Source organism: Promicromonospora vindobonensis (assembly GCF_042685865.1).
Lineage (GTDB): Bacteria > Actinomycetota > Actinomycetes > Actinomycetales > Cellulomonadaceae > Promicromonospora > Promicromonospora vindobonensis.
In genome coordinates, this window is sequence record NZ_JBHUOG010000002.1 from 3,412,738 (window position 1) to 3,436,874 (window position 24,137).

The window sequence follows — 24,137 nt, forward strand, 5'->3', positions numbered from 1 at the left end:
GCATTGATACCGTCAACCAGCTGGGAGCCAGGTCAAGGAAGCCTGAACCCGCTCACCTGCTGCGCGAGGCGTCACGCGCCCCTCACCGGACGCTCCCGAGCGACAACCCGCCCTGCCAGTACTTCTGCAGGGAGAGAAACGCTGCAACCAGGGGAACTACGGACAGGAACGACCCGGTGACGATGAGGTTCCACACCTGCTCGCCTCCCGCACCGGCATTGGAAAGGGCTTGCCAGTTATAGATCCCCACCGTGACCGGCAGCAGATTCGGGTCCCGGAGCACGGCCAGGGGGAGGAAGAAGTTGTTCCACGTCGCGACGGTGGTGAGCAGCAGCACAGTCACGATCGCCGGCCGCAGCAGCGGCAGCACCACCTGGAAGAAGAGCCGGATCTCACCCGCTCCGTCCACCCGGCCGGCGTCCAGCACCTCCTCGGGGACCGCGTCCTGCGCGTAGACCCGCACCAGGTAGACGCCGACCGGGCTGAGCAGCGACGGCAGGATCACCGCCCACATCGTGTTGAGCAGGCCCATCCCGCTGAGCAGCACGAAGGTCGGGATCACGAGCGCCGTCATCGGCACCATCACCGAGCCGAGGAGCAGCGCGAAGAACACGCTCCGGCCGCGGAACCGGTACTTGGCCAGGCCGTACCCGGCCAGTACCGAAAGCACCGTCGCACCGACGCCGCCCGCGAGGGCGTACACGAACGAGTTGCGGAACCAGATCCAGTAGATGCCGCCCTGGTGGCTGAAGAGGCCGGCGATGTTGTCGGCGAGGGCGAAGTCGGAGCCGAACCAGAGCGGCGCTCCGCCGAACAGGCCCGCGTTCGTCTTGGTGGACGCCACCAGGAGCCACCACAGCGGTACGACGAAGTAGAGCGCGAGCAGCACGAGCACCACGTGGGAGCCCAGCCGGCGGCCCTGGCCGACGGGTGCGCCGGTGGCCCGCTCCGCGCGGGTTCCGGAGAGAAGTGTCGAGTTCGCCATCACTTGAGCCCGCTCTGCTTGCGCGTCAGGAACAGGAACAGGTACGAGCCCACGAACACCAGGAAGCCCAGCGAGAACGCGAGCGTCGACGCGTAGTTGAACTGGCTGTAGTTGAACGCCGTGGCGAACGCGTACATGTTCGGCGTGTAGTCGGTCGGGATGGCGCCCATCGCGGAGGACCGCAGCACCTGCGGCTCCGTGAAGAACTGCAGGGTGCCGATGAGCGCGAAGACCACGATCATGACCATCGACGACGAGATCATGGGCACCTTGATCCGCAGCGCGATCTGCCGGCGGTCGGCGCCGTCGAGCACCGCTGCCTCGTAGATCGACGGGTCGATCGACCTCAGGGCCGCGTAGATGATGATCATGTAGTAGCCGACCCACTGCCAGGTCACGATGTTGACCAGCGATCCGAAGATGTTGGCGGAGCTGAGGAAGTTCGGCGCGGTCAGACCCACGAGGCCGAACAGGTCCTGCGCCGGCCCGAACCGCGGGCTGTAGAGGAAGCCCCACATGAGGGCCCCGATCACGGCAGGGATGGCGTACGGCACGAAGATCAGCAGCCGCGAGACCTGGCTCAGCCGCGTGGCGAGCGTGTCGAGCAGGAGCGCCGCCACGAGCGCGACCAGGATCTGGACCGGCACCATGACCAGCACGAACCGGAGCACCCGCCACAGGCCTTCCAGGAACACCGGGTCCGTGAAGGCCTTGACGTAGTTGTCCGCGCCCACGAACACGTTGCGGCCGGCCGTCGCGATGCCCTTGTTGTGCAGGCTCATCCACAGCGCATAGCCGAGTGGCAGCACCAGGAACACGGCGAACACCACGGCGAACGGTGCCACGTACACGTATCCCCAGCGCTGCCGCCGGCTGGCGATCTTGCTGGTGGGCCGGCCCGTCCTCGTCGTGACGGCGCTCTTGCTCTCGCTCAGTAGCGAGCTCAGTCCCGAGCTCATTCGGAGACCGTGAAGCCCTGCTCGGTGGCGTACTGCACCAGACCGTCCTGGATGGTGCCCAGCGTGGTGGCGGCGTCGGTGTCGTTCTCGACCATGTCGAAGAGCGCTTGCGTCTGCTGGTCGTAGGCGTAGACCTGGAACGGGCTGAACGAGAAGCCCTCGTACCCGTTCGCCGCGTCGAGGAACACCTCCTCGTTGATCTTCTGGCCACCGAAGAACGGCGCCTCGAGGCCCGTGAACCAGTCCGACTCGAGCATCGGCTTCCACTGGGGCCAGAGGGCAGCCTCCTCGACGCCGAGCTTCCAGGTCTCCTCGTCGCCGAACAGCTCCTTGGCCACCGTCGCGGCGGCCTCCGGCTGCTCTGACTGGGTGGTCACGGCGAACGTGGAGCCGCCCCAGTTCACCTGGACGGGGTTCTCCGGGTCCCACTGCGGGAGCGGAGCCGCGCGCCATTCGGCACCGGCGTCGGCCTCCGACAGGCCCTGCAGGTAACCGGGGCCCCACGCCGCCGCGAGGTAGACGGCGTAGGTGCCGTCGACGAGCGCCGCGTTGTAGTCGGTGGTGAACGCGTCCTCCGTCGCCACCAGGTCGTCGTCGATCAGACCCTTCCAGTAGCCGAGGACCTCCTCGGCCTCCGGGCTGTCGACGTTGATGCCGATCTCGGTCGGCTTCGCGGCGTCGTACTGGAACGGCTCCCAGCCGTTCTGCGCGAACAGCGCGTAGTTGAGCGCGTTGCCGTTCGTCGGGAAGTCGGTGATGTGGCCGTCGAAGCCGGCGTCGCGCAGGTCCTGCGCGGCCTTCGCGAACTCGTCCCAGGTGGTCGGCACCTCGACGCCGTGCTCCTCGAAGATGTCGGCCCGGTACAGCATGCCCATGGGGCCGCCGTCGACGGGGATCGCGTAGACGGAGTCGCCGTTGGAGACGTCGGACCAGGAGCCCGCCGTGAAGTCGGCCTCGAGCTCGCCCGCGCCGTACTCGGACAGGTCCACGAGCGAGTCGAGGATCGTGAAGGTGGGCAGCACCTCCGCCTCGAGCATGATCACGTCGGGTGCTCCGGTACCCGCCTCGATGGCGGTCTGGAACTTGTTGTACTCGTCGGCACCCTGGCCGGCGTTGGTCCAGCAGACCTGCAGGTCGGTGTGGGTCTCGTTGAAGCGGTCCACGATCGTCTCGAACGAGGGGTACCACGCCCACACGGTCACCTGGGTGGCGTCGGCCTGCTTGATCTCGTTGGTGCAGGTCGCTTCCGCTGCGCCACCGCCGCCATCGGAGCAGGCCGCGAGACCGGCGGCGGATACGGCCATGGCGGCTGCGGCAGCCACGCCTCGGCGTCGGGCTGATCTACGCATCCGAGTCCTCCTTGATTCGGTGCCACGGCCGAAGGGCCGGGGCTCGCCCGGCGTCGTCGCCGGGGCTCTTTTCAACGTTGTAGGAACGCCGAGCACCGTTCTACCGGCAACTGGCCCCCGTGGCAAGAGGCCGACGCCAGACGATCGGCAAAACGTCAGGTGATCGGCAGCCCCGGACTACCGATCACCTGACATTCTGCCGATCACACGACGGTCCGGACCGATACCAGCTCGGTGCCGCCCGCCTGGGTGCCCACCACCCGGCTGGGCTCGCCCGTACCGACGTCGCCCGTGGACTCCCTGCCCACGATCCGCGAGTCCGGCACCACCTTGCGGAACGGCGCCGGGTCGCCCGCACCGTTCGCACCGCCCGGACCGGTCGCGCCGATACGCTCCAGCAGCAGCTCCACGGCGGTGTGCGCGATCTGGTCCCGTCCAGGATCCACGGAGGTCAGCGCGGGGACGGAGTACTTCGCGTCGTCGACGTCGTCGAACCCGATGAGCGCCACGTCCCCGGGGACGTCGATCCGGTGCGCGTGCAGGGCATGCAGGGCACCGAGGGCGAGCGCGTCGTTGAGTGCGAAGACGGCGTCGAGCTCGACCCCGTCGTCAAGCATCCGGCTCATCGCCTCCGCCCCGGTGGAGCGGTGCCAGAGGCCGGCCTCACCGACGAGCTCCGGCACGAACGGCAGCCCCGCTTCCTCGAGCCCTTCGCGGTATCCCGCGGTCCGGAGAGCCGCGGACCCGACCTGCTCCCCCTCGTGCGCCCCGATCACGGCGATCCGACGGCGGCCCAGCGAAGCCAGGTGCAGGGTCGCCGCCTTGGCCGCAGCGACGTTGTTCATCGTCACGTGGTCGGCGGGCGCCCCGAAGACGCGCTCGCCGAGCAGCACCAGCGGGAAGTCGACGGCGAACAGGCCGAGATCGTCGGGCCCGAGCGCCAGGGGCGAGAAGATCAGCCCGTCGGTGAGGTGCCTGCGCCGGCCGGAGAGCACCTCGGTCTCCCGTTCCCGGCTCGCGCTCGTCTGCTCGATGAGCACCGTCCACCCGGCGGCGTCGGCGGCGGAGATGACGGCGTCGGCCAGCTCCGCGAAGTACGGGAGCGACAGCTCCGGGACCGCCAGCGTGATCAGCCCGGTACGTCGCGTACGGAGGTTCCGGGCGGACATGTTGACCCGGTAGCCCAGGTCGTCGATGGCTGCCTCGACGCGCTCACGGGTCTGCGCCCGGATGTACGGATAGCCGTTCACCACGTTCGACACGGTCTTGATGGACACGCCTGCGCGCTGCGCCACGTCGTGCATCGTCACGGCCACGCTGCCAGCCTCCACTCCGCGAGTTTTCCCACAGGGTAGAGGACCGTCGTCGCCCACGCGTCGTCCATCGGCTAGTGTGCAACGTTGTAGAACCGCCGACCGATCAGCGAGGAACAATGACGACCTCCCGCACCCGCGTCCTGTTGCACCCCGACTTCACCGTCGGCGCCGTCGACCGTCGCCTCTTCGGCTCCTTCGTGGAGCACCTGGGGCGCGCGGTCTACACGGGCATCCACGAACCGGGCCACCCGACGTCCGACGACCACGGCTTCCGCAGGGACGTCGCCGACCTGACGCGCGAGCTCGGCGTCACCACCGTCCGGTATCCGGGCGGCAACTTCGTGTCGAACTACCGGTGGGAGGACGCCGTCGGCCCGGTGGAGCAGCGCAAGCCGTTCCTCGACCTCGCCTGGCGCACCGTCGAGCCCAACCTCGTGGGGACCGACGAGTTCCTGCAGTGGGCCGAGCGCGAGGGCATCGAGCCGATGATGGCGGTCAACCTCGGCACCCGCGGTGTGGAAGAGGCGGTGGCCCTGCTCGAGTACTGCAACGGCCGGGCGGGCACGCGCTGGGCCGACCTGCGCATCGCGAACGGCCGCGCGGAGCCCTACGGCGTCAAGCTCTGGTGCCTGGGCAACGAGATGGACGGTCCCTGGCAGATCGGGCACAAGGACGCGCACGAGTACGGCAAGCTCGCCCGCAACGCCGGCGCCGCGATGAAGCTCGTCGACCCGTCGATCGAGCTCGTCGTGTGCGGGTCGTCGTCGATGCAGATGCCCACGTTCGGCGAGTGGGAGCGCACCGTCCTCGAGTACACCTACGACCTGGTGGACCACATCTCGATGCACGCCTACTACGAGGAGGTCGACGGCGACCGCGCGTCGTTCCTCGGCTCCGGTACGGCGATGAACCGGTTCATCGAGCGGGTGGTCGCGTCCGCCGACGCCGTGGGCGCTCAGCGCCGCTCCGACAAGCGCATCACCATCTCGTTCGACGAGTGGAACGTCTGGTACCTGCAGACCCGCTTCCCCGGCGAGGAGAACCTGCCGATCCAGCGGGACGCCCCGCGCATCATCGAGGACGTCTACTCGGGGCTCGACGCCGTGGTGGTCGGCGACCTGCTCGTCACCCTGCTGAACCACGCCGACCGCGTGCCCGTCGCCTGCCTCGCCCAGCTCGTCAACGTGATCGCGCCGATCATGACAGAGCCCGGCGGAGAGGCCTGGCGCCAGCCGACGTTCCACCCCTTCGCGACGACGGCGCGGCTCGCCGAGGGCGAGGCGCTCGAGCTGCGCGTGTCCACCTCGACCATCACGACGAAGGCCCACGGCGAGGTGCCTGCGGTGACGGCGGCGGCCACCCTGTCGGACGGCGCCGTCGCGCTGTTCCTGACCAACCGCTCCGCCGAGCCGGTCGAGGTCGAGCTGGCGCACCTGGGTGCGGCGCTCGAGGTCACCGAGGGCTGGGCCATGACGGCCGACCACGAGCCCGCCGTCGTCGGCCCGGAGCACGCGGAGAAGGTGGCCGCCGAGCACTGGGGCGCGTTCGACGTCGCAGGGCGGGTCGCCGCCGGCGACGGTGGCACGACGACTCGGGTGACTCTGCTCCCCGAGTCGTGGACAGCACTGTCGGGGACCCTCACCACCCACTGAACCCCTTGGCTGTGGGCGTGATCGTTGCGGCTACGTGCCCGTTTTAGGCGCAACGATCACGCCCACAGCCAAGGGGGGGTCAGTTCTCGCTCTCGAAGTCGAACCCGCCGTCGGCCTCGGCGGCCCGCCAGAAGTCGCGCAGCATCTCCTCGGGGGTGTGCAGGTTGTGCCGGCTCGTCACCGGCTCTTCGTCGCCAGAGATGGCCTTGACCTCGTCGTGGATGCGTTCCATCGACGTGTCGAGCGACCAGGCGACGTCGGCCGCGAGCTTGAGCGAGTCCGTGAGGTGCCTGGGCACGTCGCCGTCGTACTTGTAGTAGATCTTGTGCTCGAGGCTCGCCCAGAAGTCCATGGCGATGGTGCGCAGCTGGATCTCGACGATGACGTTCTCGACCCGGTCGGACAGGAACACCGGGATCTGCACGATGAGGTGCAGCGACTTGTACCCGGCCGCCTTCGGGTTCTTGATGTAGTCCCGCTCTTCCAGGACGGTGATGTCCGACTGCTTCAGGAGCATGTCGCGGACCAGGTAGATGTCGTTGACGAAGCTGCAGGTGATCCGCACCCCTGCGATGTCGAACATCTGCGCCCGGACGCCCTCCGGCGTCAGCGGGATGCCCTTGCGGCGACACTTGGCGACGATCGACTCGAACGACTTGAGCCGCGAGCCCACGTGTTCGACCGGGTTGTAGTTCTGCATGTGCCGGAACTCGTCGCGCAGGATCGAGACCTTGGTCATGATCTCGTCGATCCCGAACTTGTAGGTCAGCACCAGCCGGCGCATCTCTCCGACGAGCCTTCGGAGCTCGGCGGGATCTGGTATCGGATGTTCCCTGACATCCTCGGGCAGCTTGCTCACGGGTCCACCGTACGGGTTAGGGGCGGTCCCATGGGCTCCAGTTCGTTGTGGGCGCGACCCTTGCGACGACGTGCACGTTCCAGCCGCAAGGATCACGCCCACAACCAGCTATCCGGCGTCGGTGAGGCGGAGGAACGTGATCGAGTGCGCGGGGAAGTCGTACGTGAACTCCGTGCCCCCGTCGGACGGCGACACGTCGAGCGTCGCCGTGTCCTCCACCGGCACTATCCGGTCGGGTCGCGTCTTGGTGTTCACTGCCGACGGCGCTCCGCTCATCTGGGTCACGGACGCCTCCGGACCCACCTGGGCCCCGTTCACGGACACCGCCGTGCGCGCGACCGACTCGTACGGGTTGACGACCTTGAGCACCAGGTCGCCGGACTCCGCGTCGCGGGTGACCACCTGGTAGAGCGACTCGGTGGTCGGCTCGGAGTACTTCATCTGCAGCTCACCGTCGAGGTACAGCTCGATGGTCCGCCCGGACACCACGACCTTCACGCGGTAGTCCTTGCCGGTCTCCATGCGGTGACCCTCCACAGCTGCCACCTCGCCCGCCGGGCCGCCGTCGGCCCGCTGGAGGGCCTGGCGCGTGTTGTTCCACCCGCCGAGGTTCCACCAGTAGAAGTCGTCCTGTCCCCCGGCGGCGAACCCGACGAGGAACGCCTCGCTGCCGGCCAGCTTCCGGGCGTCGAGCTCGAGGGTGTAGTTGTCCCAGTCCTTGGAGTAGGCGTCGGTGATGATCGAGCGGGCGTCGGTAACGTTGCCCGCCGACTGCACGTACTCGCCGTCGGACACCGCCCACGAACCGGACTTGGGGTCCCACTGCGACCCGTCGTCGAACGAGTCGGAGAAGAGCACCTCGCCGGACTCGTTGTCGGTGACGCGCACGTCGTCGTAGGCGGCCTGGGTGTTCCAGGTCGACAGGAAGACGCCGCCCGACAGGTCCTCCGGCGTCTCCTCCGGGCCGTCGTGCGTGGACGGGACCACCTGGTCGCCGGTGTTCGTCATGAACATCTGCTGCGTGTAGTACGACGTCGAGCCCCACGACTCGTCGTTGTCGAACCACATCATGTCCGGGGACCACTGGACGTGGTCCTCGTTGGCGAACATCGGGGCATAGGACGCGAGCTCGACGACGTCGGAGTTCCGCTCCAGACCGGTCATGTACGCGGCCTCCGAGAGCGCGTTGGACCAGGCGTTGCCGCGCGAGGCGTACTCGCCGAGGAACACGTGCGGACCCTCACGGTCGTACGAGTCGTAGCGCTCCGTGTTGCTGAGGAACCACGACGGGTCGTTGTAGTAGTGCTCGTCGACCATCGCGACGCCCTGCTCGCGGTTGAAGTCCCAGAGCTCGTCGAACCGGGCGCCGGCGTCGTCCGGGCCGGAGTTCGAGATCACCGTGACGTCCGGGTGCGCCGCCTCGACGGCGTCCCGGAACCGCGGGAAGTTGGCCTCGAACGTGCGCGTGTTCTCCTCGTTGCCGAGCCCGATGTACTTCATGTCGAACGGCTCGGGGTGGCCCAGCGCGGCGCGCTTCGCGCCCCACTCCGTGTCCACGGAGCCGTTGGCGAACTCGATGAGGTCGACGGTGTCCTGCACCCAGCGGTCGATGCCCGCGTCGTCGGTCAGCTCGGGGATGGTGCTGCCGCAGCCGTTGGCGCCGACCGACAGCACCGGCAGCGGCGTGGCGCCCAGGTCCTCTGCGAACTCGAAGTACTCGAGATAGCCGAGACCGTAGGTCTGGTTGTAGCCCCAGAAGTTCCAGTTGGTCGGGCGCTCCTCGACCGGCCCGATCGTCTCCTTCCACTGGTAGGTCCGACGGCGGTCCGCACCGTCCGACTCCAGGTACGTGTCGAAGGTGCCGACGTTGGTGACGCAGCCGCCGGGGAACCGCAGGAACGACGGCTCGAGGTCGGCGACCTTCTGGGCGAGGTCCTCGCGCAGCACCGAACGGCCGTTGACCGGGCCCTCCCACGTGTCCCGCGGGAACAGGGAGACCATGTCGAGCCGCAGCGCGCCGGCCGCGCCACCCGTCACCACGAGCCGGGCGTCGTTGACGGTCCCGCTCGCGGTCAGCTTTGCCGAGTGCTTCTTCCACCGGTCGCTGCCGTTGACGTTGATCGTGGTGGAGGCGTACGTCGTAGCGCCGTCCGGCGACTCCAGGCTGACGGTGAGGCGCTGCTTGCGCTCGGCACGCGCGAACACCGAGAAGTCGTACTTCTTGCCCTTCTCGATCGCGAAACCCTCGTTGTAGCTCGCGTTGCGCACGCCCACGCCCGGGCCGTCGGCGTCGACGGTCAGGTAGGCCCGGTTCGAGTCGTTGAGCCACTCGCTCCGCTCGGACTCCACCGTCGCGGTGCCCGCGCCGCCGCGCTGCACCACGTCCCACCCCGTCATACCGGTGAAGCTGCTGTTGTCGGTCGGCGCGAACTCGAAGGACCGGTTGCGGACCAGTTCGGCATACAGGCCGCCGTCGGCCGCATAGTTGATGTCCTCGTAGAAGACGCCGTACAGGTCGTCGCTCATCTCCGTGCCCGCTGCCGCGGCGTCGACGTCGAGCGTGTGCTCCTGCACTGGTGCCTCAGCCGGCGGGTACGCCGCCAGCAGCGCGGCCTGCTCCTCCGCGGTGATCGGCAGGACGGTGCCGTGCCGCGGGCTGGCCGGAAGAGTCGCGTCGAGGTTGGCCGTCCACTCGCCGCTGCTCAGGTCGTCGGACTCGAAGAGCATGTAGCCCTGGCCGCCGTGGTAGCTCGGCTGGTCCTGCAGCAGGAACCAGCGGTCGTCGGTGAGCGACGGGAACAGGGTCGGTCCCTCACCCCCGGTGAACGTGCCGCCCCAGGGGTTGGGCTGCCCGAACCCGACGCGCTCGGAGATCAGGTCCCAGCCGTCGCCCTCGGTCACGCCCTGCGTGCGGCGGAGGTCGGTGGACGACTCCTGGCGCATCCCCATGTACGACTCGTCCTTGGTGAGGCGGTAGTAGACGCCGTCCTCCTCCTGGACCGTCGAGTCGATCATGCCGAGGCCGTCGCCCTGCGGCTCGTCGATCCACACCTCGGGCTCGGAGAAGGTCTCGAAGTCCGTGGTGGTCGCGTACATCATGCGCTGGTACGACGTCCGGATGTCGCGCTCGGCGGGCGGGACGTCGGCCGGGTACAGGGCTGAGGCCCAGTAGACGACGAACTCGCCCGCCGCCTCGTCCCAGTACGCCTCGGGCGCCCACAGGTTGCCCGCGTTCTCGGGGGCCAGCTCGATCTCGCGCTGCTCGCCCCAGTTCACCAGGTCCGTCGACTCCCACACCATGAGCGACCGGCTGCCCGTCTCCTGGGCGTCGCCGAAGTTGCCGCCGCCGTAGATCTGCAGGTCGGTCGCGAGCAGGTAGTAGGTGCCGTCGCCGCCCCGGATCAGGAACGGGTCGCGCAGGCCCTTGGTGCCGAGGGCGGAGGTGAGCACCGGCTCGCCGCCGTTCAGCGTGGTCCACTCCAGCGGGTCAGGGCCGTTCGAGACGGCGAACGAGATGGTCTCGCCGTCCGCGGTGGACTCGCCGGTGAAGTAGGGGAAGAAGTAGGCGGCGTAGTCGCCGTCTGCCGACGCCGCCGTGGAGGACGCCGCCGGAGCGGCGCCCGGTGCGGCGCCCGGTGCGGCGACGGAAGGTGCCACCGCTCCTGCCAGGCTCACCGCGAGCGCGGCGCCCATGGCGAGCGCACCTCTTCTATATCGTTGTAGATCCATGTCGTATCGATCCCTTCGTCACGTCAGTGTGGAGTGGGTCGTCGTGCGGTAGGTGGTTCTGCGGCCCTGACTCGACGTACCGGGTACGGCGAGTCAGGGCCTTGGTCCTACTACGTGCGGCGCAGGCTGAGCACGCGCTGGAGCGCCACGAAGATCAGCAGCAGCACGCCGATCACGATCTTGGTCCACCAGGAGCTGAGGGTGCCCTCGAACGTGATGATGGTCTGGATCAGGCCGAGCACCAGCACGCCGAGCACGGAACCGAGCACGAAACCGGTGCCACCCGTCAGCAACGTTCCGCCGATGACGACCGCCGCGATGGCGTCGAGCTCCATGGCGACGCCGGTCAGGGAGTAGCCCGACCGGGAGTACATGGCGAACAGCAGCCCGCCGAGCCCGGCGCACGTGCCGCTCACCACGTAGGCGAGCACCTTGGTGCGGGCCACGGGCAGACCCATGAGCAGGGCCGACTGCTCGCCGCCGCCGACCGCGTACACCGTGCGGCCGAACCGCGTGAAGTGCAGCACCAGGAAGCCGATACCCACCACGATCAGGGCGATGAGCACACCGGACGACATGCGCCACCCGCCGAAGATCTGCACCCAGCTCGCGAGCGAGACGAACGACGCATCGTCGATGGCGATGGACTCGGGCGCGATGACGAAGCACAGCCCGCGCGCGAAGAACATGCCGGCGAGCGTCGCCACGAACGGCTGCACCTGGAAGTAGTGCACCATCACGCCGTGCGCCAGGCCGATCACGGTCCCTGCGCCCACGGCGAGCGGGATCACCACGGCCGTCGGCCAGCCGGCCTGGAGCAGAGCCGCCGTGACCACCGTGGACAGCGCGAGCACCGACCCCACCGACAGGTCGATGCCGCCCGTGAGGATCACGAAGGTCATGCCGACCGCGAGCACGATGAGGTGCGCGTTGTTGATGAACAGGTTGGAGACCACGGCGGGCGAGACGAAGTTGTCGTACCTGCTGCCGCCCACGACGAGCATCAGCGCCAGCACCACGAACGTGCCCACCACCGGCAGGTAGCGGCGGTCCAGCCGGGTCGGGATCTTCCAAGCGCGCGAGGCGCGGGCGGGGGCCGACGTCGTCATCGGGCCTTCACCTCCGTCGAGTCGGGGCGCGCAGCGGGCTGCGGCTCAGGCGGCGTCGTGGCGACCGGTCGGCGGGTGGCGGCCGTGAGCCGCTCTCGCATCCTCGGCGACTGCAGGAGCGTCACAGCGATGACGACCAAGGCCATGAACAGGGGCGTGACCAGCGGCGAGATGCCGACCACCGTCACCGTCCGCTCCAGGGTCGCGATGACGAGCGCGCCCACGAGGGTGCCCGACAGGTTGAACTTGCCGCCCGAGAGCGCCGTCCCGCCGATCACCACCGCGAGGATCGCGTCGAGCTCGATGAACAGGCCGGCGTTGTTGGCGTCGGCTGCCATGGTGTCAGCGCTGATGAGCAGGCCCGCCAGGCCGGCGAACAGGCCCGATGCCGCGTACACGGTCCAGGTCAGCGTCTTGGACCGCACCCCGGAGAGGCGGCTGGCGGACGGGTTGATGCCCGTCGCCTCCAGCAGCATGCCGAGCGCTGTGCGCCGCACCACGAACGCGACGACGGCGAACACGCCGAACGCGAGGACCGCCGCGACGGGTAGCCCGAACCAGAACCCCGAGCCCAGCACCTTGAACGGTCCGCTGTTGACGGTGGTGATCATGCCGCCCGTGATGAGCATGGCGACGCCGCGGCCCGCCGTCATCAGGATGAGCGTGGCGATGATCGGCTGGATGCCGAGCACCGAGACCAGGAACCCGTTCCACACGCCGAGCAGGAGGCACAGCGCCAGGGCCAGGGCGACCGCGGTGAGCACTGTGCCGGGCGAGTCCGGGTCGGGCGACGACGAGATGTACGACAGTGCCACGGCTCCCGAGACGGCGACGACCGCGCCGACCGAGAGGTCGATGCCCCGTGTGGCGATGACCAGCGTCATGCCGAGGGCGACGAGCAGGAGCGGTGCGGTGGTCCGCAGGATGTCGATCGGCGCACCGAACAGGTGGCCGTCCCGGACGGTGATCGCGAGGAAGCTGGGGCTCGCGACGGTGTTGGCGACCAGCAGGGCCACCAGGGCGGCCACCGGCCAGAACAGGTGGTGGCGAAGAAGGTTCGTCATGCTGCACCGCCGCCGGCGATGAGGTCGACCACCTGGTCCATCGTGGCTCCTCCTCCGTCGATCTCCGCCACCTTGCGGCGGTCCCGCATCACGGCGATGCGGTGGGATATGCGCAGCACTTCCTCGAGCTCCGCCGAGATGAAGACGACGGACATGCCGTCGACAGCGAGGTCGGCCACGAGCTTCTGGATCTCTGCCTTGGCGCCGACGTCGATGCCGCGCGTCGGCTCGTCGAGGACGAGCAGCTGCGGAGCCGTGGCGAGCCACCGCGCGAGCAGCACCTTCTGCTGGTTGCCGCCGGACAGGTTGCGCAGCAGTGCCTCCGGGTTGGCCGGCCGGATGCCGAGCTGCTCGATGTACGAGGCGACCAGCTCGTCCACCTGCTTGCGCGGCAGCGGGCGCATCCAGCCGCGCCGCGCCTGGAGGGCGAGCACGATGTTCTCCCGCACGGTCAGGCCGTCCACGACGCCCTCGCCCTTGCGGTCCTCCGACGTGTAGGCGATGCCGAGATCCATGGCCGCACGCGGTGTCCGCAGCCGGGCCACCTTCCCCGCCACGCGGGTCTGGCCGGCGTCGGACCGGTCGGCGCCCGTGAGCAGGCGGGCCAGCTCGGTGCGCCCCGAACCCAGCAGACCAGCGAGGCCCACCACCTCGCCCTGGTAGAGGTCGAGGTCGAACGGCTGCACCGAGCCCTTGCGGCCCAGGCCGACGACCTGGAGCAGCGGAGTGGTTCCCGCCGGCCGGCCGGCGCGTTCCACCACGTGCTCAGCGGCCTCCAGCACGTCCATGGAGCGACCGATCATGTGCTGCACCAGCTCCGCCGTCGGCAGGTCGGCGGTGACGAACTCGCCGACGAGGCGGCCGTTGCGGAGCACCGTCATGCGGTCGGAGACCTCGTACACCTGGTCGAGGAAGTGGCTCACGAACAGGATGGCGACACCGTCGTCGCGCAGCGCGCGCATGACGGTGAACAGGTGGGCCACCTCGTCGGAGTCCAGGCTGGAGGTGGGCTCGTCGAGGATGAGCACCTTGCAGTCGCCCACGGTCGCCCGGCAGATCGCGACGAGCTGCTGCACCGCCAGCGAGTGCGACCCGAGGGACGAGGCCGGGTCGATGCTCAGGCCCATCCGCTTCAGGTGCGTCGCTGCCTCACGGCGCATCGCCCGCCAGTGGAGACCGCCCAGCAGGCGCGGCTCCGCGCCGAGCATGATGTTCTCCGCGACCGTGAGGTTCTCGCAGAGGTTGACCTCCTGGTACACGGTGCTCACCCCGTGCGTCCGCGCGTCGGCGGGGCCGGTGAACCGGCGCTCGACGCCGTCGACCCGGATCGTTCCCTCCGTCGGGGAGTGGATCCCCGTGAGGGCTTTGATCAGGGTCGACTTGCCCGCCCCGTTCTCGCCCATCAGGGCGTGGATCTCGCCGGGGCGCAGGTGGAAATCGACCCCGTCCAGGGCCTTCACCGGGGGAAACTCGACGCTGATGCCCGTCATCTCGACGACGGGCGGTGCTGTCTGCTGGGTCATCCTCGACCTTCTCACTCAGCCCTCATCGGTTGTGAGCGTGATCGTTGCGCCTATAACGGACGCACAGTCGCAACGATCACGCTCACAGCCAACGGGGGTACGGCGGGACTGGCGCGTCAGTACTCGCGCGTGGGGAGCGCTTCCTCGGCGGCGGCCTGGTCGAACGCCTCGTCCTTGACGACGATGCGCTTCTCGACCTCTTCGCCGGCGATGACCTTCTGCGCGACCTCCGCCAGGTCCGGCCCGAGCAGCGGGTTGCACTCGACGATGTAGTTGATCTTGCCGTCGACGAGCGCCTGCATGCCGTCCTTGACGGCGTCGATGGTGACGATCTTGATGTCCTCGCCCGGCGTCATGCCTGCTGCCTCGATGGCCTCGATCGCGCCGAGCCCCATGTCGTCGTTGTGCGCGAACACGAGGTCGATGTCGTCGTGCTTGTTGAGGAAGCCCTCCATGACGGTCTTGCCCTCGGCCCGCGTGAAGTTGCCCGTCTGGCTGTCGATGATCTCGACGTCCGAGCCCTCGATGGCCGACTCGAAGCCTTCCTTGCGGTCGATCGCGGGGGCCGCGCCCGTGGTGCCCTGCAGCTCGACGGCCTTGTAGCCCTCGCCGTCGTACTGCTCGACGACCCACTCGCCGGCCATCTCCCCCTCCTTGACGAAGTCGGAGCCGATGAACGACTCGTAGAGGGTCTCGTCGTCCGAGTCGACGGCGCGGTCGGTGAGGATCACGGGGATCCCTGCCGTCTTGGCTTCCTGGAGCACGGCGTCCCAGCCGGTCTCGACCACCGGGGAGAACGCGATGACGTCCACACCCTGGGTGATGTAGGAGCGGATGGCCTGGATCTGGTTCTCCTGCTTCTGCTGCGCGTCGGAGAACTTGAGGTCGAAGCCGTTGTCAGCGGTGAGCGTGTCCTGGATGGACTTGGTGTTGGCGGCGCGCCACCCGGACTCGGCGCCCACCTGCGAGAAGCCGAGGGTGATGACGCCGTCGTCGGCGGCTGCCGGCTCTCCCCCGCCTCCGGTCTCGTTACCGGCGTCCGAGCTGCACGCACCGAGCGTGAACAGCGCTGCTGCCGACACCGCGGCCAGGACGGTACGGGTCAGGGTAGTGCGTGCCATGTCTCCTCCTTGAGATCCCGCACGACTGCGTGCGGGGGTTAGCGGCGTTTTTGCCCGAGTGGAATGTTAGCGCTCACATGGGGGAGATCGGTAGTGGCCCACGTCACATTCCAGTAACGAGTCTGCACGCTTTACCCCATTAGGGGAATAGTCCGAATTGCACCGCAGTCCTCAGCGGATCACGAAGCCCGCGAGCCCCTGCGGCGCGACCTCGCGCACGTCGACCGAGCCGACGACGGCGTCACGCGGGCCGTGCCGCATCCACGCCAGGACGTCGTCGACGGCCGGCGGCGCGCCCTCGAGGACCGCCTCCACCGTCCCGTCGGGGGTGTTGCGCACCCAGCCGGCTACGCCTGCGGCCACCGCCTCCTGCTCGAGGAGGTAGCGGAAGCTGACGCCCTGTACCCGTCCGCTCACCACGACGTGCCGTGCGACGAAGGTGTCCATACCCCCATGGTCACCGATCCGGCGCCACGGTCCCACCGGGCGCGGTGCCGGTCCGGAGCCGCCGCCAGGATCATCCCTGCGGAGGATCACGGGGCCGCGTCGTCCGTGGTCTGCTGGTCTCGACCAGTCCTTCCTCGAGGAGTCACCATGGATCTCAGCCTTGCCGAGGAGTACCTGCTCCTCGCCCTCGACGACACCTCTGGCCGGCCCCTGCTCAGCTCCCAGCACCTTCAGTTCGCGCTGGCCGGCGCCTCGGTCGCCGAGCTCACCCTGCGGGGTGCGCTCGACGTGTCGGACGGCGCGGACGGCGGACGCAAGGGCCGGTTCCGCGCGACCGGCCGGGCGACGCCGTCGGACCCGCTGCACCGCGAGATCCTCGAGCTGATGCAGGATCGCAGGCCCAAGGACGCGATCCGGAAGATCGGGCAGGGCAGCTTCGCCAGGAAGCTGCGCGAGTCGGTGCAGCACGAGCTGGCCGCCCGCGGGGTGCTGCGGGAGGAGCAGGTCAAGGTGCTGGGGCTGTTTCCCAGCACCGCGTGGCCTGCGCACGACGCGGCCCCGGAGGCTGCCGTCCGCGAGCGGATCCAGGCAGCCCTGACCACGGGCGGGACCCCGGACGGGCCGACGTCGGCCCTGGTCTCGCTGCTGCTCGCGACCGACCTGCTCCGCAAGGTGTTTCCCGGCCAGGACCGGCGAGCGCTGAAGCGCCGCGCCAAGGAGATCGCCGAGTCGGAGTGGGCCGGTGCCGCGGTGAAGCGGGCGATCGACGACGTCAACGCCGCGATGATCGCGGTGATGGTGACGACGAGCGGCGCGGCCACCGCCGGCAACTGACCTCCCGCGCTCGAGGTGGAGCCAGAGCGAGGAAGGGCTGCAGCGCACCGGAGCGCGCGCGCTGCAGCCCTTCCCCGCGGAGGGTCAGAGACCCTGGGCCACCCGGTAGTAGACCTGGTTCCAGCGGACCTGGTCGGCGAACCCACGGCGGGTCGTGTCCTCGTCGATGACGAGCAGCTCGGTCCGCGCGATGTTCGCGAAGACCTCGAACGCCTCGATCCCCGCCGCCGTCGACATGACGGTGTGGTGCGCGCCCCCCGCCGTCAGCCACGACTCGGCGGAGGTCTCGAACGACGGTCGCGGCGCCCACATCGCGCGGGCGACCGGCAGCTTCGGCAGGTCGTGCGGCGGCGTGACGACGTCGACCACGTTGGCCGTGAGCCGGAACCGGTCGCGCATGTCGGCGAGCGACACCACGACGGCCCCCTCGACGGCGTCCGCCGAGAAGACCATGCGAACGGGGTCCTCCTTGCCGCCGATGCCGAGCGGGTGGATCTCGATCCGCGGCTTCGACGTGGTCAGCGACGGGCAGACCTCCAGCATGTGCGCGCCGAGAATGAGCTCGGATCCCGGGGTGAGGTCGTAGGTGTAGTCCTCCATGAGGCTCGCACCCCCGGGGAGGCCCTCGCCCATCACCTTGGCGGCCCGGACGAGCACCGCCGTCTTCCAGTCGCCCTCGGCGCCGAAGCCGTAGCCCTTCTCCATGAGGCGCTGGACCGCGAGGCCGGGGAGCTGGCGCAGCGCGCCCAGGTCCTCGAAGTTCGTGGTGAACGCCTTGGCGCCGAGCGCGGTGAGGAACCCCTCCATCGCGATCTCCTGGCGCGCGGCATAGCGCAGGGCGTCGTGCCGCTCGCCGTCAGCCCGGAGCTCTGGCGCGACGTCGTACTTCTCCTCGTACTCCGCCACCACGGCGTCGATGGCGGTCTCCTCGACCGCATCGACCGCCGCGACCAGGTCGTTGACGCCCCACGTGTTCACCGAGACGCCGAACCGCAGCTCGGCCTCGGTCTTGTCCCCCTCGGTGACCGCGACGTTGCGCATGTTGTCGCCGAAGCGGACGAGCTTGAGCTCGTGCGTCGCCGCCCAGCCGGCCGCGCCGCGCACCCAGGTGCCCACGCGGCGGGTGACCGCAGGGTTGGAGACGTGCCCCACCACGGTGGTCCGCGCGACGCCGAGGCGCGTGGCGATGTACGCGTACTCGCGGTCGCCGTGCGCGGCCTGGTTGAGGTTCATGAAGTCCATGTCGATGTCGTCCCAGGGGAGCTCGACATTCGCCTGCGTGTGCAGGTGCAGCAGCGGCTTGCGGAGCGCGTCCAGGCCGGCTATCCACATCTTCGCCGGGCTGAAGGTGTGCATCCAGGTGACGACGCCCAGCACCTTGTCGTCACCGTTCGCGTCGAGCATGGCGCGGCGGATCGAGACCGAGTCCTTCAGGACGGGCTTCCACACGACCTTGACGGGCACGTCCGACGACGCGTCCAGCGCGCGGGCCACCTCCTGCGACTGCTCCGCGACCTGGGCAAGGGTCTCCTCGCCGTAGAGGTCCTGGCTCCCGGTGAAGAACCAGACCTCACGGTCCGCGTAGGGCTTGGTGCTCATTCCTGTCCTTCCGTGTTCGCTGCGGCGGTGCCCGACGGCGTCGTCGCGGGCTGGCCGTAGACGTTCTGATAGCGGTCGTAGAGGGAGTCGATGTGCTGCTGCTCGATCGGCACCGGCTCGCCGAGCTGGCGGGAGACGTGCACAGTGCGGGCGACCTCCTCGACCATCACCGCGGCCTTCACGGCGGCCCGTGCGTCCTTGCCGATCGTGAACGGCCCGTGGTTGCGCATCAGGACGGCGGGGCTGCGGTGACCCGTGAGGGTCTCGACGATGCCCCGGCCGATCGAGTCGTCGCCGATGATCGCGAACGGGCCGACGGGGACCGGTCCGCCGAACTCGTCGGCCATCATCGTCAGCACGCACGGCACCTCCTCGCCGCGCGCCGCCCACGCCGTCGCGTACGTGGAGTGCGTGTGCACCACGCCGCCCACCTCGGGCATGTGCCGGTACACGTAGGCTGCAGCCGCGGTGTCCGACGACGGCGCGCGCGTCCCCTCCACGAGGTTGCCGTCCAGGTCGCACACCACCATGCCCTCAGGGGTCAGGTCGTCGTAGGAGACGCCCGACGGCTTGATGACGAAGAGGTCCTCGCTGCCGTCCGGCACGTCCGGGTTCGCCACCCGCTGCGAGACGTTGCCGGCGGTCCACACCACCAGGTCCCAGCGGGGCAGCTCGGCGTGCAGGTCCGACACGACGACGCGCACGCGCGCGACCTCGTCCCGGACTGCCTGCGGGTAGTCGGCCAGGGCTCTCGTGGTCATCGTGCTGCCTCCTGCGTCGTGTCTCGGGTCCGGAGCGTCTCGACGGCGGCGCGCTCGATCGCGAGGCCCGCGCTGTACCGCTCCAGGAAGGCGGAGAACCCCGCCACGTCCTCTGCGTCGGGCTCGACGACGTCGAGCTCGGCGTCGGAGAACACCTCGGCGCCCAGGTAGGCGCCCAGGTCCTGCTCGGGGGCGGCCGCACCCTGCGCGGACGCCCGGTAGGCGGCGAGCACGGCGATGCCCCAGGCACCGCCCTCCCCCGCCGTCCGGCCAACCGCCACCGGCGCGCCGAGCGCCGCGGCCAGCAGCCGCTGGGCCACGCCCTCGGTCTTGAACAGCCCGCCGTGCGCGAACATCGCGTCCAGCTCGACCTGCTCCTCGGCCAGCACGCGCATGCCGAGGCTCAGCGTGCCGAACACGCTGTACACCTGCGTGCGCGCGAAGTTGCCCAGGGTGAGCCGGCTGTCGGGCGTTCGGGTGAACAGCGGCCGTCCGGCTTCCAGCCCTGTGATCGGCTCACCGGACAGGTAGTTGTACGCGAGCAGGCCGCCACCGTCGGCGTCGCCGTCCAGCGCGGAGCGCAGGAGCGCCTCGAAGACGGCGCCGGGCTCCGCCGGCCGCCCCAGCGCGGTGGCGAACTGGCCGAACAGCTCGGCCCAGGCGCCCAGCTCGCTGGCGCCGTTGTTGCAGTGCACCATCGCGACCAGGTCGCCGGCCGGAGTGGTGACGAGATCCAGCTCCTCGTGCACGCGCTCCAGCGCCTTCTCCAGGACCACCATCGCGAAGATGCTGGTGCCCGCGCTGACGTTCCCGGTGCGGGGGGCCACGGAGTTGGTGGCGACCATGCCGGTACCCGCGTCACCCTCCGGCGGGCACAGCGGGATACCCGGCCGGAGCGTGCCGGTCGGGTCGAGCAGCGCTGCACCCTCGTCGGTCAGCACGCCGGCGTCCGCTCCTGCCGGAAGGACGCGCGGCAGCAGGTCCGCGACGGTCCGCCCAGGGACGGCGTCCGCCAGCAGCCCGTCGAGCTGATCGAGCATCCGGCGGTCGTAGTCCTTCGTCACCGGGTCGATCGGGAACATGCCCGACGCGTCGCCGACACCGAGCACCTGGTGCCCGGTCAGGCGCCAGTGCACGTACCCGGCCAGCGTGGTGAGGTGCCGCACCTGCGATACGTGGGGCTCGTCGTCGAGGATCGCCTGACGGAGGTGTGCGATCGACCAGCGCAGCGGGATGTTGTGCCCGAGCAGGGCGGTCAGCTCGGCGGAGGCCCGCTCCGTCGTGGTGTTCCGCCAGGTACGGAACGGCACGAGCAGCTCGTCCGCGTCGTCGAACGCCAGGTAGCCGTGCATCATCGCCGAGACGCCGATCGCGCCGAACGTCGTCGGGCGCACGCCGTACCGGCCCTCGACGTCGGCCAGCAGCGCGACGACCGAGGCCTGCAGGCCGGACCAGACGGCATCCAGGGAGTAGGTCCACGTGCCGTCGACGAGCTGGTTCTCCCAGTCGTGGCTGCCGCTCGCCAGCGGCGCGTTGTCCGGGCCGATGAGACATGCCTTGATCCGGGTGGAACCGAGCTCGATGCCGAGCGCCGTCCGCCCCTGCTCGATCGCCTCCCGGAGCCCGGTGGGCTGCCCTGTTCCTTCGTCCTGCCGCTCCACCATCGTGGACCGCTCCGTCCTGCCCGCATCGTCGCGAGGCGTCGTTCGTGTCACCGTCGGTCGACCGTCACGATAAGCCGTCCGCTCCCCTGTCCACGGCGATGTTAGCGCTCACACGATACGTTACGAAACCGGGGTGGACGGGTCCGCCCCGAGAACGACCCCGGGCGCCGGACCAGGTTCGGTCCGGCGCCCGAGGTCGTTCTCAGGTGCTGCACACCGGGATGCCGCCCGTCAGCCCCTTGTCCACTGCTGGTTGGTGGCGCCGTTGCAGGCGTAGGTGATCACCGCTGCGCCGTTCGCCGTCGAACCGCCGTTCACGTCCAGGCACTCCCCGGTCGCCCGCGACCGGACGGTCACGTAGCTGCCCGACGTCGCGACGACCGACCACTGCTGGTTCGTCCCCGACCCGCAGCCCTCCTGCGTCACGGTCGTCGCGTTCTCCTGCAGGCAGAGCGCGCTGTGCCGGGCCACGAGGTTGTAGTAGCCGCTGCCCGCGCTCCGGAACCAGAACCGCTGGTTGCCACCGCCGTTGCAGTCGTACTGCTTCACCTGGGCCCCTGCGGCGTAGGACTGGCTGGTCACGTCCGCGCACCTGCCGGAGTGCCGTGCGGTGAGCGACTCGAACGGCCCGCCCTGTCCGCTGACGGTGCCCGCCGCCGCGTCGATGGAGAGCTCGGGGTAGTAGTCGAACGACATCGAGGTCGAGGTGGGGAACGTGATCGGCGCCCACACGTAGCGCGAGCCGTTCACGTTGCTGCCGATGGAGTTGCCCCAGCGGTCGCCCAGGTAGAGGTAGCTGGTGCCGGAGGTACCTTGCACCGGCAGCACGAACGTGGTCTGCGAGCCGTAGCCGGTCGGGTCGCCCGCGTTCCGCATGGCCGACCAGCCCGACGCCAGGTTGCTGGTCGTCGCGTACTTCTGCTGGTTGGGGCTCCAGCCCGTGGCCCCGGAGGTCAGCATGAAGTAGGTGCCACCGCGCTTGAACAGGGCGGGCGCCTCCCGGTGGCCGCCGGGCCACGGGTTCGCGACGAGCGTCGCCACGTCCGTGTAGTCGCTGGTGAGCCGGTAGATGTGCAGGTCGTAGTTCTCGTTCGCGGCCGAGTACATGTAGCCGGTCCCGTCGGTGTCGACGAACACCCCGATATCGCGGGACATGTGCCCGAGCGGCCGGAAGCTCCGCTGGTAGGTGTAGTCACCGTCCACGGTGTCGCTCACGGCGACCGCCGCCCGCGCCTCGGAGTAGTCGCTGCCGTTCTCCTTGTGCATCCACATGACGAACTGGCCGGTCGCCTCGTTGTACATCACCTTGGGCCGCTCGATGTTGGCAACGGCCAGCTCCGGGTGGCTGGCCTCGGTCAGCACGTGGTTCCGGAACTCCCAGTGCACGAGGTCGGTGGAGCGATAGGCCGACACGTACCGGAAGGTGTTGTCCTCGTTCCGGTTCTCGCCGAACCAGTAGTAGTACTGACCCACCTTGACCATCCCGCCGCCGTGGGCGTGCAACGGGGCGCCGGCCGTGTCGGTGAACTGGGTGGCGTTGACCACCGTCTCGGGAGAGGCCGCACGGGCGGTCTCCTCCGCCCCGGGCGAGGCCTGGGCAGAGACCACTCCGACGGCCGTCGCCAGTACGCAGGTCAGGGCAGCGAGGGCAGCAAGAAGACGCCTCACGGGGACCACACTCCTTCATCGCGGTGCAGGGTTCGGGGCAGTGCAGGCGGTGCGGGTGCTGGGTGGTGCCTGGTGGTGCGGGCAGTGCAGCGCGGGCGGGGGTCCCGTGGTCCGGGACCCCCGCCCTCTGCGGGAACCGACGGCCAGGTCAGCCGTCGACCGTGAAGCCTTGCTCCTGGCCGTACCGGACGTTCTCCGCCTGCCACTCGGCGAGGCCGTCCAGCAACGACGTCTTGTCGAGATAGGCCTGGCCTACCGTGTCCGAGAAGATGCTGTTCGCGTACGACTGCCACGGCAGGTAGCGCCAGCCTTCGACGACGTCGTCCGCACCGGCCGCGAGCACCTCGTTGATCTTCTGACCGCCGAAGTACTCGGACTCGTAGCCAAGGAACTCCTCGGAGCCCAGCTCTGCGACGGTTGCGGGGAACCCGCCCGTCTCCATGAACACGCGGATGCTCTCCGGGTCACTGTTGAGCCACTTGAGGAAGCCTGCGGCGAGCAGCTTGTCGTCGGCGCCGGCGGGGATCACGTCCGCCGAGCCGCCGTTCTCGGCGTTGACCGGAGTGCCGTCGTAGGTAGGCATCGGGGCGACCCGCCACGCGCCGTCGCCACCAGGGACCCCGTCCTCGAAGATGCCGGGCATCCAGGCGCCCACGACCATCGAGGCGATCGAGCCGTCCCCGAGCGCCTGGTACCACTCGTCGCTCCAGCCGGTGATGTCCGACATCAGCTCCTCGTCGATCAGCTGCTGGTACATCTCGGCCCACCGAGACGTGCCTTCGTCGGCGAGGTCGATCGTGACGGTGTCGCCCTCCACCTGGAACGGCTTGCCGCCGGCCTGCCAGATCATCGACGTGACGGTGCCCGGCCCGTTCCCGTCGTCGTTGAAGAGGAACTTGTCGGGGTCCGACTTCTTCAGCTTCCGCGCCTGCTCGACGTACTCGTCCCAGGTCTTTGGCACCACGAGGTCGTTCTCCTCGAAGACCTCGGCGTTGTAGAACAACGCCATCGGGCCGGAGTCCTGGGGCAGGCCCCAGAGACCGTCGCCGAGGGCCACCGAGCCCCAGGTCGACGGCGTGTACAGGTCCTCGAGCTCGCCGAGGCCGTACCCGGTCACGTCGGTCAGCTGGCCGGGGAGCTGGAACTGCGGCACCGACTGGTACTCCAGCTGGGCCACGTCAGGAATGCCCTTGTCCGCTGCTATCGCGTTCTGCAGCGCCGTGTTGTGCTCCTCGGCGCCCTGCGTGTCCGTGAGGTTCACGGTCATGTTCGGGTAAGCCTTCTCGAAGGCCTCGATCTGCTTCTCCGCCTGCGGCGTCCAGGTCCAGTAGTCGATGGTGCCGCCCTCTTCGAGGGCGGCCTCGATCTCCTCGGCGGTCGCGCCCTCGCCGGGCTCTCCTCCGCCGTCGCCGCCTCCGGAGCAGGCTGCGAGGCTCCCGGCCAGCACGGCCGCCATGGCGCCCGCCGCGATCCGGCTGTTACGTGTGATGCTCATGAT

At 69.3% G+C, this 24,137-nt stretch carries 18 protein-coding genes; 2 read left to right on the plus strand and 16 right to left on the minus strand.

Features of this window, described 5'->3' with window-relative positions:
* Positions 1–82: 82 nt before the first annotated feature.
* The 4 genes from ACFS27_RS28405 to ACFS27_RS28420 form a co-directional block, all read right to left on the minus strand.
* Positions 83–985 carry a carbohydrate ABC transporter permease gene (locus ACFS27_RS28405; protein WP_377190587.1) on the minus strand — a complete coding sequence of 301 codons (903 nt, stop codon included), beginning with the start codon at positions 983–985 and terminating at the stop codon, positions 83–85.
* Positions 985–1,944, minus strand: coding sequence for a carbohydrate ABC transporter permease (locus tag ACFS27_RS28410; RefSeq protein ID WP_377190589.1), 960 nt, complete (start codon positions 1,942–1,944; stop codon positions 985–987). Before ACFS27_RS28410 ends, ACFS27_RS28405 begins: the two co-directional genes overlap by 1 nt.
* The gene (locus tag ACFS27_RS28415; protein ID WP_377190591.1) at positions 1,941–3,293 is read right to left on the minus strand and encodes an ABC transporter substrate-binding protein; all 1,353 of its coding nucleotides are present in this window, start codon (positions 3,291–3,293) and stop codon (positions 1,941–1,943) included. Before ACFS27_RS28415 ends, ACFS27_RS28410 begins: the two co-directional genes overlap by 4 nt.
* 203 nt (positions 3,294–3,496) lie before the next feature.
* Positions 3,497–4,609, minus strand: a complete 1,113-nt coding sequence (locus tag ACFS27_RS28420; protein ID WP_377190593.1) for a LacI family DNA-binding transcriptional regulator — start codon at positions 4,607–4,609, stop codon at positions 3,497–3,499.
* 116 nt (positions 4,610–4,725) lie between these two features.
* Between ACFS27_RS28420 and arfA the strand changes: the two genes are divergently transcribed.
* Positions 4,726–6,261: an arabinosylfuranosidase ArfA gene (gene arfA, locus ACFS27_RS28425; protein ID WP_377190595.1), complete on the plus strand. Its 1,536-nt coding sequence runs from the start codon at positions 4,726–4,728 to the stop codon at positions 6,259–6,261.
* Between the two features lie 79 nt (positions 6,262–6,340).
* On the opposite strand, the gene ACFS27_RS28430 is transcribed toward arfA, so the two are convergent.
* The 7 genes from ACFS27_RS28430 to ACFS27_RS28460 form a co-directional block, all read right to left on the minus strand.
* The gene (locus ACFS27_RS28430) at positions 6,341–7,120 is read right to left on the minus strand and encodes a GTP pyrophosphokinase (RefSeq protein WP_377190597.1); all 780 of its coding nucleotides are present in this window, start codon (positions 7,118–7,120) and stop codon (positions 6,341–6,343) included.
* 108 nt (positions 7,121–7,228) lie between these two features.
* A complete protein-coding gene (locus ACFS27_RS28435) occupies positions 7,229–10,849 on the minus strand; it encodes an alpha-L-arabinofuranosidase C-terminal domain-containing protein (RefSeq protein ID WP_377190599.1) in 3,621 nt (1,206 codons plus the stop codon).
* A 110-nt stretch (positions 10,850–10,959) separates the two neighbouring features.
* Positions 10,960–11,958, minus strand: a complete 999-nt coding sequence (gene yjfF, locus ACFS27_RS28440) for a galactofuranose ABC transporter, permease protein YjfF (protein ID WP_377190601.1) — start codon at positions 11,956–11,958, stop codon at positions 10,960–10,962.
* Complete coding sequence (locus ACFS27_RS28445; protein ID WP_377190603.1) at positions 11,955–13,022, minus strand: ABC transporter permease; 1,068 nt, start codon at positions 13,020–13,022, stop codon at positions 11,955–11,957. Before ACFS27_RS28445 ends, yjfF begins: the two co-directional genes overlap by 4 nt.
* A complete protein-coding gene (locus ACFS27_RS28450) occupies positions 13,019–14,545 on the minus strand; it encodes a sugar ABC transporter ATP-binding protein (protein ID WP_377190605.1) in 1,527 nt (508 codons plus the stop codon). Before ACFS27_RS28450 ends, ACFS27_RS28445 begins: the two co-directional genes overlap by 4 nt.
* A gap of 116 nt (positions 14,546–14,661) precedes the next feature.
* Positions 14,662–15,666: an ABC transporter substrate-binding protein gene (locus ACFS27_RS28455; RefSeq protein WP_377190607.1), complete on the minus strand. Its 1,005-nt coding sequence runs from the start codon at positions 15,664–15,666 to the stop codon at positions 14,662–14,664.
* A gap of 171 nt (positions 15,667–15,837) precedes the next feature.
* Positions 15,838–16,113 carry an acylphosphatase gene (locus ACFS27_RS28460; protein WP_377190608.1) on the minus strand — a complete coding sequence of 92 codons (276 nt, stop codon included), beginning with the start codon at positions 16,111–16,113 and terminating at the stop codon, positions 15,838–15,840.
* A 147-nt stretch (positions 16,114–16,260) separates the two neighbouring features.
* Between ACFS27_RS28460 and ACFS27_RS28465 the strand changes: the two genes are divergently transcribed.
* Complete coding sequence (locus ACFS27_RS28465; RefSeq protein ID WP_377190610.1) at positions 16,261–16,947, plus strand: GOLPH3/VPS74 family protein; 687 nt, start codon at positions 16,261–16,263, stop codon at positions 16,945–16,947.
* A gap of 84 nt (positions 16,948–17,031) precedes the next feature.
* Here the strand turns inward: ACFS27_RS28465 and araA are convergent, their stop codons facing one another.
* The 5 genes from araA to ACFS27_RS28490 all read right to left on the minus strand — a co-directional run bounded on the left by araA (position 17,032) and on the right by ACFS27_RS28490 (position 24,134).
* Positions 17,032–18,546, minus strand: coding sequence for an L-arabinose isomerase (gene araA / locus ACFS27_RS28470; protein ID WP_377190612.1), 1,515 nt, complete (start codon positions 18,544–18,546; stop codon positions 17,032–17,034).
* A complete protein-coding gene (locus ACFS27_RS28475; RefSeq protein WP_377190614.1) occupies positions 18,543–19,307 on the minus strand; it encodes an L-ribulose-5-phosphate 4-epimerase in 765 nt (254 codons plus the stop codon). Before ACFS27_RS28475 ends, araA begins: the two co-directional genes overlap by 4 nt.
* Entirely contained in the window at positions 19,304–20,971 is a 1,668-nt protein-coding gene (locus ACFS27_RS28480) for a xylulokinase (RefSeq protein WP_377191213.1), read from the minus strand. Before ACFS27_RS28480 ends, ACFS27_RS28475 begins: the two co-directional genes overlap by 4 nt.
* A 231-nt stretch (positions 20,972–21,202) precedes the next feature.
* On the minus strand, positions 21,203–22,639 hold the full coding sequence (locus ACFS27_RS28485) for an RICIN domain-containing protein (protein ID WP_377190616.1): 1,437 nt from the start codon (positions 22,637–22,639) through the stop codon (positions 21,203–21,205).
* Positions 22,640–22,787: 148 nt separating this feature from the next.
* The gene (locus tag ACFS27_RS28490; RefSeq protein WP_377190618.1) at positions 22,788–24,134 is read right to left on the minus strand and encodes an ABC transporter substrate-binding protein; all 1,347 of its coding nucleotides are present in this window, start codon (positions 24,132–24,134) and stop codon (positions 22,788–22,790) included.
* Positions 24,135–24,137 lie beyond the last annotated feature (3 nt).

What these genes read in the sequence shown, in the direction of transcription:
- ACFS27_RS28450 (WP_377190605.1), bottom strand. Translation starts at nt 14,545, where the DNA reads ATGACCCAGCAGACAGCACCGCCCGTCGTCGAGATGACGGGCATCAGC.
- arfA (WP_377190595.1), top strand. Translation starts at nt 4,726, where the DNA reads ATGACGACCTCCCGCACCCGCGTCCTGTTGCACCCCGACTTCACCGTC.
- ACFS27_RS28465 (WP_377190610.1), top strand. Translation starts at nt 16,261, where the DNA reads ATGGATCTCAGCCTTGCCGAGGAGTACCTGCTCCTCGCCCTCGACGAC.
- ACFS27_RS28445 (WP_377190603.1), bottom strand. Translation starts at nt 13,022, where the DNA reads ATGACGAACCTTCTTCGCCACCACCTGTTCTGGCCGGTGGCCGCCCTG.
- ACFS27_RS28405 (WP_377190587.1), bottom strand. Translation starts at nt 985, where the DNA reads ATGGCGAACTCGACACTTCTCTCCGGAACCCGCGCGGAGCGGGCCACC.
- ACFS27_RS28435 (WP_377190599.1), bottom strand. Translation starts at nt 10,849, where the DNA reads ATGGATCTACAACGATATAGAAGAGGTGCGCTCGCCATGGGCGCCGCG.
- ACFS27_RS28455 (WP_377190607.1), bottom strand. Translation starts at nt 15,666, where the DNA reads ATGGCACGCACTACCCTGACCCGTACCGTCCTGGCCGCGGTGTCGGCA.
- ACFS27_RS28410 (WP_377190589.1), bottom strand. Translation starts at nt 1,944, where the DNA reads ATGAGCTCGGGACTGAGCTCGCTACTGAGCGAGAGCAAGAGCGCCGTC.
- ACFS27_RS28460 (WP_377190608.1), bottom strand. Translation starts at nt 16,113, where the DNA reads ATGGACACCTTCGTCGCACGGCACGTCGTGGTGAGCGGACGGGTACAG.
- ACFS27_RS28475 (WP_377190614.1), bottom strand. Translation starts at nt 19,307, where the DNA reads ATGACCACGAGAGCCCTGGCCGACTACCCGCAGGCAGTCCGGGACGAG.
- ACFS27_RS28480 (WP_377191213.1), bottom strand. Translation starts at nt 20,971, where the DNA reads ATGGTGGAGCGGCAGGACGAAGGAACAGGGCAGCCCACCGGGCTCCGG.
- ACFS27_RS28415 (WP_377190591.1), bottom strand. Translation starts at nt 3,293, where the DNA reads ATGCGTAGATCAGCCCGACGCCGAGGCGTGGCTGCCGCAGCCGCCATG.
- araA (WP_377190612.1), bottom strand. Translation starts at nt 18,546, where the DNA reads ATGAGCACCAAGCCCTACGCGGACCGTGAGGTCTGGTTCTTCACCGGG.
- ACFS27_RS28490 (WP_377190618.1), bottom strand. Translation starts at nt 24,134, where the DNA reads ATGAGCATCACACGTAACAGCCGGATCGCGGCGGGCGCCATGGCGGCC.
- yjfF (WP_377190601.1), bottom strand. Translation starts at nt 11,958, where the DNA reads ATGACGACGTCGGCCCCCGCCCGCGCCTCGCGCGCTTGGAAGATCCCG.